The organism is Armatimonas sp. (genome assembly GCF_031410135.1).
Taxonomy (GTDB): domain Bacteria; phylum Armatimonadota; class Armatimonadia; order Armatimonadales; family Armatimonadaceae; genus Armatimonas.
This window is the reverse complement of record NZ_JANNYP010000257.1, coordinates 1-9139: the sequence shown is the minus strand read 5'-3', so window position 1 is coordinate 9139 and position 9139 is coordinate 1. Positions and strand designations below refer to the sequence as shown.

At 58.6% G+C, this 9139-nt stretch carries 7 protein-coding genes; 5 read left to right on the top strand and 2 right to left on the bottom strand.

The features are described from left to right. Positions 1-2567 (top strand): SEC-C metal-binding domain-containing protein (locus RMO15_RS09695; protein ID WP_309711254.1); only part of this gene is annotated, 2567 nt, incomplete at its 5' end. Between the two features lie 87 nt (positions 2568-2654). Then, positions 2655-3254: a sigma-70 family RNA polymerase sigma factor gene (locus RMO15_RS09690; RefSeq protein WP_309711252.1), complete on the top strand. Its 600-nt coding sequence runs from the start codon at positions 2655-2657 to the stop codon at positions 3252-3254. Here the strand turns inward: RMO15_RS09690 and RMO15_RS09685 are convergent. Together RMO15_RS09685 and RMO15_RS09680 are read right to left on the bottom strand one after the other, a co-directional pair. Beyond that, positions 3193-5163, bottom strand: coding sequence for a prolyl oligopeptidase family serine peptidase (locus RMO15_RS09685; RefSeq protein WP_309711250.1), 1971 nt, complete (start codon positions 5161-5163; stop codon positions 3193-3195). The genes RMO15_RS09690 and RMO15_RS09685 overlap by 62 nt on opposite strands. Positions 5164-5171: 8 nt before the next feature. Continuing rightward, complete coding sequence (locus RMO15_RS09680) at positions 5172-6443, bottom strand: MFS transporter (protein ID WP_309711248.1); 1272 nt, start codon at positions 6441-6443, stop codon at positions 5172-5174. A 28-nt stretch (positions 6444-6471) separates the two neighbouring features. On the opposite strand from RMO15_RS09680, the gene RMO15_RS09675 reads away from it, so the two are divergent. From RMO15_RS09675 to RMO15_RS09665, 3 genes are read left to right on the top strand one after another with little or no spacing between them, the layout of a single operon-like run. Then, a complete protein-coding gene (locus tag RMO15_RS09675) occupies positions 6472-8121 on the top strand; it encodes an adenylate/guanylate cyclase domain-containing protein (protein ID WP_309711244.1) in 1650 nt (549 codons plus the stop codon). A gap of 6 nt (positions 8122-8127) precedes the next feature. Further along, positions 8128-8544 (top strand): element excision factor XisH family protein, encoded by a 417-nt coding sequence (locus RMO15_RS09670; RefSeq protein ID WP_309711237.1) that lies wholly within the window; start codon positions 8128-8130, stop codon positions 8542-8544. After that, the gene (locus RMO15_RS09665; RefSeq protein ID WP_309711233.1) at positions 8532-8858 is read left to right on the top strand and encodes a XisI protein; all 327 of its coding nucleotides are present in this window, start codon (positions 8532-8534) and stop codon (positions 8856-8858) included. The genes RMO15_RS09670 and RMO15_RS09665 overlap by 13 nt, the downstream gene beginning before the upstream one ends. Positions 8859-9139: the final 281 nt, after the last annotated feature.

Below are 9139 nucleotides of genomic sequence, written 5' to 3'. Positions count from 1 at the left end.
CCCCGACCCTGGAGCATGTCGTCCAGCACCGTGGGCACTGGTTTGCCATCATCGACGAGTGTGACTCCAACTTAATTGATGAAGCCCGCACACCGCTGATTATCTCCGGTACCGCCCAGCGCTCCAGCGACCTCTACTATGTCTTTGCCAGTATCATGCCCCAGCTCGAAAAAGGCGAGGCCAAGAAAGACAAGTACGACACGACCACGGACGAAAAAGACTACACCGTGGATGAAAAAGCGAAGAACGCCACTTTCTCGGAGCGGGGCATGGAGAAAGTCGAAGAGATTCTTCGTAAGATGGGCCATGACATTCAGGATATCTCCTCCATGGAAAATCTAGAGTACATGCAACACGCAGTGGCAGCTCTCAAAGCGCATGGTGTTTTTGAGCTAGACATTGACTACGTGGTGAAACCCAACCAAGAGGGTAAGCCCGAGATCGTGATCGTGGACGAGAGCACGGGGCGCTTGATGTTTGGTCGCCGCTGGTCGGATGGCCTGCACCAAGCCGTCGAGGCCAAAGAGGGGATCAAGATTGAGAACGAGCAGCAGACCCTTGCCACAATCACGATCCAGAACTACTTCCGCCTCTATGCCAAGCTCGCTGGAATGACCGGAACGGCCAAGACCGAAGAGGACGAGTTCCGTAAGATCTATGCCCTGGATGTGGTTCAGGTGCCTACCAACAAGCCCATGCTCCGCAAGGATCTTCCGGACATGATCTACAAGAGCTTAGAGGCAAAGCTGCGCGGAATTGCGAGCGAGATTCTTCAAATCCACTGTCGCCAGCAGCCGCTTCTGGTGGGAACCCGCTCGATTGAGATGAGTGAGCGTGTCTCCTCTCGTCTGACGTTTCAGGCACTGGAGCTGCTCTCGGCCATCACGATCCTACGGGCCCGGGTTCTTGAGAAGCGCAAGGAGCTCGGCGAGGAAAAGTACGCCCAGTTTACCGCCGTTCTCAACCGCCGCATTGACGATCTCAACCTGCCGCTACTTGCGCCTCTGGCCAAAGAGCTGGGGATGGGGATCAAGATGACCGATGAAGCCCAAATGACGGCATTCGCCAGCATTCTCTCCCTCAAGAGCGAGGACGAGCTAAAGGCTCTTCGTGAGGCGCTGGAGTACGGTATTCCCCACAATGTTCTCAATGCTAAGTATCACGAGCAAGAGGCACTGATTATTGCCGAGGCCGGACGGCGCGGTGCCGTGACAATCGCCACTAACATGGCGGGGCGTGGGGTTGATATCCTGCTGGGCGGCTCGCACTACAAAGAGCTAGAGAACAAGTCTGAGACCGAGCGCGACTACTCCTACCGACGGGGCGGGCGACGTGCCGGAATCGCACACGTGGTCACGGGTAAGGACCAGGCGGCACTTGGAGTTGAGGGGACGCAGTCGCTCACTGAGGAGCAAAACCTGGATCTGGTCAAAGAGCGTGAGGAAGTTCGGGCACGTGGCGGACTCTTTATCCTCGGAACCGAGCGTCATGAGTCGCGTCGCATTGACAACCAGCTCCGAGGCCGCTCGGGCCGCCAAGGCGATCCAGGAACCAGCAAGTTCCATGTGTCTCTTGAAGACTACCTCTGGCGCGCCTTTGGAGAGCGCAACAGCCTCCAGCTTGCCGCCCTCAAGGCATGGGAAGAAGACCAGGCGGTGGACATGCCGATCCTCTCCAAGATGATCGAGCGTGCCCAGAAGAAGGTCGAGCAGCACAACTTCGACTCTCGAAAGCATGTTTTGGAGTACGACGATGTGATGAATGTCCAGCGCGAGGTGATCTACGGCGAGCGCCGCAAGCTCCTACAGGGGGCCGAGCTACGCGACACGTTGGTCAGCTATCTTCATGAGACCGTGGATACAGTGGTTGAGCTACACTGTCCCGAGGGAGTTTCCCAAGAAGAGTGGGATACAGAGAAGCTCTACCACGAGCTCAATGAGCAGTTCCCGCTGGCCAACTTCGCTAGCTACGACGAGCTCAAGGATCTCTCCAAGACCGAGCTCGCGGAGAAGCTCCATACGCTTGCGGATGAGTCGTACGATGCCAAAGAAGAAGAAGTCGGCGGTGAGCTGATGCGCGAGATCGAGCGCCATCTCCTGCGCCAGACCATTGATCAGACCTGGATTCAACACCTCCAGAACATGGACTACCTCCGTGAGGGAATCGGGCTACGGGGCTATGCGCAAGTTGACCCGCTGGTTGCCTACAAAAAAGAGGCGATGGAGGTCTTCTCGCAGATGCAGGCGGGCCTGGTGGGCGACACCGTGCGCAATGTCTTTGTGGCTCAGCTCCAGCAGGAGATGCCGGAGTTCGACCAGGAACAAGACATCTTCAACCTTCTCCAGCAGTTTGGTGGTGAGGTGACTCCTATGCAGCTCGGCGACGATGAGGAGAGTCCTGTGGACCAGATCGCCCCTGAGGTCAACGCACTTTTGGCCGCAGCGGCGGAGGCGGCCCAGTCTACGGCTCCTCGGAAGATTGACCCCAACGATCCGTGCCCCTGTGGTAGCGGAAAGAAGTACAAGCAGTGCCACCGTGGCAAACCCCTGCCTTCAGAGGTTCTGTAGTACATCCTGCCGGGGGCTTCTGCCCCCGGCAATGGTTTAAACCAGGAATTTAATACTATATTCATAGCGCACTTTTAGAATGAGTGCATGGGATTCCTGGCAACCCCCTTGCTCTTGGAAGAGGGCGATTCGAGAGCGCAGTTCGATGCACTTGCCGTTCAGCACTGGGATCGTTTCTTCGCTTTTGCCTACCGCCACTGTGGCAATACTGCCGATGCAGAGGACTTACTCTCGGAGTCTCTGCTGGAAGCGTTTCAGTCCTTTGGTGCCTACCAGGGTCACGGCTTTGACCGCTGGATGTATCGCATTCTCACCACGAATCGTATTGATCAGACTCGGCATGCTAAGCGCCGTCCTGCCGTCCCGCTTTCAGAGTACACGGAGCCGATTGCGGGAGGCTTGAACCCGCAAGACCAGCTGCTGAGCCCACTTCTGTCCGAAGAGCTCCAGCAGGCACTACAGAAGCTCCCCGAGAATTTCCGTGTGCCTTTGCTACTCTGTGAGCTTGAGGGGCTGGACTATGCCTCTATCGCCACCCGCCTTCAGGTGCCCATTGGCACGGTACGTTCTCGGATTCACCGCGCCCGTGAGCGGCTGCACCAGGAGCTACGACAGTTCTGCCACACTAAAGAATGCCCTGTCTGTGCGAAAGTAGCCAGGCGTAGAGTGCGGGATTCGAATAGGTAGCGCTCCAGCAGTCGTGGCCTGCGTCGGGGTAGAGCGTTAGCCTTGCCTCTTTGGCGCTGGCTTTTTGCATGGCTGAGATCATTTCCTGAGAGTGGCGCACCGGCACGGAGCCGTCTTTGATGCCGTGAAATGCCCAGGTGGGAGTGCCTGCAAGCCGCGCCGCATCCGCCGGATCGCCTGCGCCGCAGATCGGGGCAATCGCGGCGAAACGCTTTGGGGCCAGTAGCGCGGTGGCCCAGGTGCCGTAGCCGCCCAGCGAAAGCCCGGTGAGGTAGAGCCGCGCGGTGTCCAGATGGTATTTTTTCTCCAGCTCGTCGACGAGGGCCAGCACTTGCTCAGGGCGCCACCAGTCGTCCACGGGATTCTGGGGCGCAACAATCAGCAACTCTTGGGCAAGCTTCCAGGGGCCGTGGACTTTGACCGAGTCCAAGTTATCGCCTGCCTCGCCGGAGCCGTGGAGAAAGAGCAGGAGCGGCCAGCGCTTGGTTTTGTCACTCTCATAGCCGGTGGGGAGCTGGGTGGCATACCGAAAGCGGGGCGCGACGCCAAGCTTCTGCTGGAGCGCCCACCACCAGCGGCCCTCCCGAGCATCCGCGCTGAGCCGGGTGACGGCGGGCTCGCCCGGCTTACACTCGGCGAGCCCTGCGAGCAAGACCGCGCTCTTGGGATCGTCGCTGAGATGCGCCAGAAAACGCTCGCGCAGAAACTCCGCGATCTCGGCTTGTCGTAGCTTACTGACCTCGGGTGCGACGCCTAGCTCCTCCGGGATGCGCCCCGAGAAGAAGTTGGGTTTCTCCCAGGCATCGTGGCTACCGGGAGACTTGTAGAGCGTCGTGAAGAACTGCCGCGTCAGGCCGCTTTTTGTCTTGAGCGTCGTCACGGCTCCGTAGCGCCCGCTGGCTTTGGGTTGCGTGGTGATCTTCTGCGCCGCGTCGTAGAAGACCGTGGTGAGAGAAAACGGCCCGAGGGCGGCTTCGACACGCGGCGAGAGTTCCGGTGTCGGGAAGCTTTCCTCAGTGAACACAAAGCGCGAGAACGCTAGCTTGGCCTCGGCGAGGGCTTTCGCACGGAGATCAGCGGGGTTCTCTAGCAAGAGGGGAGAGTCCTGGGAGCCTATCTTGCAGGAAATAGAGCTGTCCCAGGCGCGGGAGAGCGTTACATCAGCCACCACTCGACCGTTTTTCTTGGCCATGCGACCCGTTGCCAGAGTGCCCGCCTTGTCGTGGACAACAAAGGGAGAGCCAGCAACGCCCAGCATTCCGGTGAGTGTGACGCGTGTCCGGGGGAAGCGGCTGTAGTCGGCCTCGGCTGCTAACAAGATGCTCGACGATTTGCTATTTTGACGCAGACGAAGGCGCACCATCTTCTTGGGATCGTTGTAGGCACTCCCACCGGGATGCCAGCCGAACTGTCGGAGTGTTCCTGCCTTGTCCCGATCATTCACGACTATCTGAAACGCGACTTCCCGGCCGTCGATTGGAACAATTCCGAGCTGTTTCCAGGGAATCTCGATCTGGAGATAGTAACCTTTTGCTCGTTTCTCGCTAGTTGCTAGACACTGTGTTGGACCGTATTTTTGGGTGCGGTGATCGGCATGAACGATGCGCACCCCTGGTGTTTTGGGGTCGGCACCTGGCGCTATAAGGAACTGAACATACTGTGCCGCACCCACTTTTGTCCCCAGAAACACTTCCACAGAGTCACCCTGCCAGAGATTCTCCGTGCCTGGTTGTTCGCTCGCGACATCATCGCTTACGGTTAACTGAATATTCAATCCCGCCTCCGTCCAGAAAAGAACGGGCAAAGGATTGAAATTTTCTGGGGGACACCAATCTCCTGAGGTAGGAAGGAGACTCAGGATAATGGTTCCCGCATGGTAACGGGGAATGTCAATCAATGTCGGGATCATACGGTATTTTACCGCTGCTTCAATACAGGGGGCTGTGATTCCTGGGATCTTGCTGCGCGCCACTGCAACCATGCACCGATGAGCATCAACAAAAACGTGACGGCAAAGAGGCCCTGGTAGCCAACTTGGCGCAGCAGCGGCAAGGCGACGAGAGGGGCGCAGACGCCGCGAATGCCAAGAAGCAGCGAGTGGAGCGCTTGATAACGTGCGGCTTTCCCGTGCTCGGCGTAGGACAGAATGCTCGCCATGTAGCTCAGCTCGATGCCCGCCATCCCAAAGCCCGCCAGAAACGAGGCGATGTAGAGCAGGCTGACCGAGTGGGCGAAGAAGTACACCACCGAGATCGAGCTAATCAGCAAGATCGCCCGAAAGACCGTCTGGGCCGCGCCGTGCCGGTCGAGAAAGCGCCCCCAGTAGAGCGAGCCGAGCATCGCACACAGCGACGTGACATTGGTGAGGTTGGCGATCTGTGTCGGGCGGATATGGAGCTGCTCGACCTGGTAGAGCTGGTAGAGGGGCCAGGCCATGAGATTGCCAAAGCCGTAGAGCATCACGGAGAGCGCGAACCATCTATAGCTCTCATTGTCTTTTAATATACTGAGCGTGTCTCGTAAGAAGTGCAGCAGAGACTGCGGCGGCTCGGGCGTGGTGGGCGCGTTGCTGGCGAGAGGACGGACTTGGGCAAAAAAGAGCGCCGCGAGAATCCCCGCAACGCCTGCGACGGCAAAGAGTGGCCCAAAGCCCATGCCCCGGTCCATCAGGCGGCCCGTGATCAGCGTCGAGAGAAACGTCGTGGCCTGCACCGTGATACGCACGTAGCTCATCAGCTTGCCGCGGGCTCTGTCCGGGTAGATGTCCTTCATCAGCGACGTGTAGGCAGGCGAGCTGATCGTCCCGATAAAGAGCAGCAGCGAGATCACCCCGACAAAGCCCCAGGCCGTGGCGACTAGGGGCATGAGCAAGAGTAGCGAGCGGCCCGTGATCCAGCTCACCTGGCAGAACGGCATCTTCGCCTTGCCCTCCATCTGGCGTGCCCAGACCGGTGCGAGAAGGTTTCCCACAAACGGCGCGGCGTTCATCACCCCGAGGGCAAAGTCCGTGGCGTGTAGCTCGGCGCGGGCGATGCGGGTGAGAAAGGGCATGGTCATGCCCAGAAAGACCCCTGCGCACATTCCCGCCAGCACGTCCCAGCCCAGCGAGCCCAGCGCCTCTCGGGGGACGCCTAGCTTCCAGCGCGCCCAAGAGCGTAGTCGCAAACGCCAGTCGTCTCTCTCCGTCACGATGCTCAGTCTATCGTATAATGCTCCTGTGATTCGAACGGAGAAGACAGTGCGGTTTCCCGTGACCCGCGACGCGCTCTGGGAGCTTCTCTCGGACACGGAGCGCCTGAACCGAGAGCTCAAGCTACCCCCAGTGGCGTTTTCCTTCACGCCCCGCCCCGAAGGCGGCTCCGCGCTACGAGGAAAGGCCCGATTTGGCCCACTGACGATTCGCTACGCCGAGGAGCCCTATCATTGGGTAAGGCCCAGCCGCTGGTGGGTGCAGCGCTTCCCCGACAACGGACCCGTCTCGGTCTACCGCGTGGGTGTGAACTTAGAAACGGATGGTGACGGAACGAATCTCACCGCCTGGTCGGAGGCCGAGCCGCGTGGGGTTGCCGAGAAACTCCTGGCTAAGCGCATCACCGAGAGCAGCGTGGGCGGCCTGCTTCGCGCCTGCGAGGGCTTTGTCGGGTATCTGGCAGGCAAGGCCCCGACACCCTACCCGCACCATAGCTCCACCTACCAGACTCCTCCCAACGACGATCTCGCGGCGCGTCTGCGTGCGTTCTTGCTCACCGCCCCGCCCGAGGACGTGGTGGACTTTCGCCCGTTTGGCCTGGCAGACCGCTGGCAGACAGACCGGATCGAGGTTCTGAAAGCCTGCCTGCGCGCCGTGCGTGGCGGCGACTTAGAGCTCCACTGGCGCTTGCTCTGCCCGGCCTGTCGAGGAACCGGGCCATCTGTCGAAACGCTCGATGCCCTCACACCCGACAAGGCCCACTGCGCCTCGTGCAATATCGCGTTCGGCCCGACGTTTGATCAAGATGTCGAGGTCTGCTTCGCCGTCGCGCCAAGCCTCCGCAAAGCCGAAGATGGCGTCGCCACGTTCTGCATCGGCGGCCCGCACCGCATGCGCCACGTCGTGATGCAGTGGCAAGTCCCGCCCGAGACAAAAGAGACGATTCCTATGGATTTGCCGCTAGGCACGTATCGCCTGCGCTCGCCCCAGCTATCAGAAGTACGGGAGCTGGTGCTGACAGATAGTGTGCCGCTCGTGCTGGAAAATCCAAAGCCCTACCCAGTTCTCTTCCGCTTGGAAACCCTCGCCTGGCGGGAAGATGCGGCGACGGCGGCGCAGGTGACGGCACTTTCGGAGTTTCGCAAGCACTTTGGCTCCGAGGTTCTTGCACCTGGCCAGGAGCTGGTGGTGCGCCAGGTGACCATTCTCTTCACCGATCTCAAAGGCTCCACGCAGATGTACGCCACCCACGGCGATGCACCGTCCTATGCCACTGTGCGGGCACACTTCGAGCAGCTCACTCAGATCTTAGAAAAACACGACGGTGCTATTGTCAAAACCATCGGCGACTCGGTGATGGCGGCGTTCCACGATCCGCAAAAAGCCGTGCACGCTGCTCTGGCTATTCAAAATGCCTGCGACCCGCTGATCGTCAAGCTGGGGCTCCACACCGGCCCCGCGCTTGCCGTCACCGCCAATGGCCAGCTCGACTACTTCGGCCAGACCGTCAACCTCGCCAGCCGCATCCAAGGCCAGAGCCACGGAGGCGACATCGTCCTCTCCAACGATCTCCTCGCCTACGTCCCCGACGCCATCCCCCGACAGAGCTTCACCGCCCAGCTCAAAGGCACCGATACCCCCCTCACCCTCTGGCGACTTGTGCCAGTGATAAAATAGAGCATTATGCCCCGTCGTGATAGAGCACACCTTGCCGTACGTCATGCCCTCCAAAAAGAAGGTTGGGTAATTACGCATGACCCACTTTTACTGGAGTATGGTGGTACGAACCTCTTCGTTGATTTAGGGGCAGAGCGGCCTCTAGGCGCGGAAAAAGAGGGGCGACAAATCGCGGTTGAGATCAAGGGCTTTCAATCTCCGTCCGATATGAACGAGTGGGAGAAAGCACTGGGACAGTATCTGTTCTATGAGTTTCTTTTGGAGGAGCAGTACCCAGGTCGCGTTTTGTTTTTGGCAATGCCAGACGAGGCGTATCAGCGCGTTTTTCAAGATGCACGTGGTCTGGCGTTTATTCGGAGTCGTGGAATTCGGGTGCTGACGTATCTTGAAGCGGACGAGGAGGTAAAGGAATGGATTCACTAAAGGCAACGATAAAGAGAATTCTCACGGAGTATGTAGAGTTTTTCGGAGTGCAGCCCAATATGGAGATTGAGGCCATTTTCGACGATGAAAAAGGACACTATGAGCTTCTTCAACATGGCTGGATCGGGAATCGGCGGGTACATGGCGTTTTTTTGCATCTCGACGTGAAGGGCGAGAAGATCTGGATTCAGCACGACGGAACAAGTGAAGGAATTGCAGTGGAACTGATGGAGGCAGGAATCTCGCCAAAACAAATTGTCCTCGCTTTCCGAAGCCCTAGCGAGCGAGCCGGAGGCATCTTTGCCGTCGCCTGAGGTTACGTTTTCCGTCGTTGTTGAACTGAAAACCTACGTTTGGCTTCGCTTGCACGGAGCGATGTCTAACGATGAACTGGAGCTATTTTGGAGGCGACTGTGCAGCTACAATCGTGTTCGAAAACCTTCCACTCTGCTCCGAAGCGAGTGTCTGATTCTTTTGGGTGTGACTCATTTTGGTTGAAGGAGTTGGGGGGGCAGTTTCAGGCATAATGTCTGTACCACAAAAATAACGCCAGGAGACTGTCATGACCCCCAACTCCCAAGAAATTGTACAACAA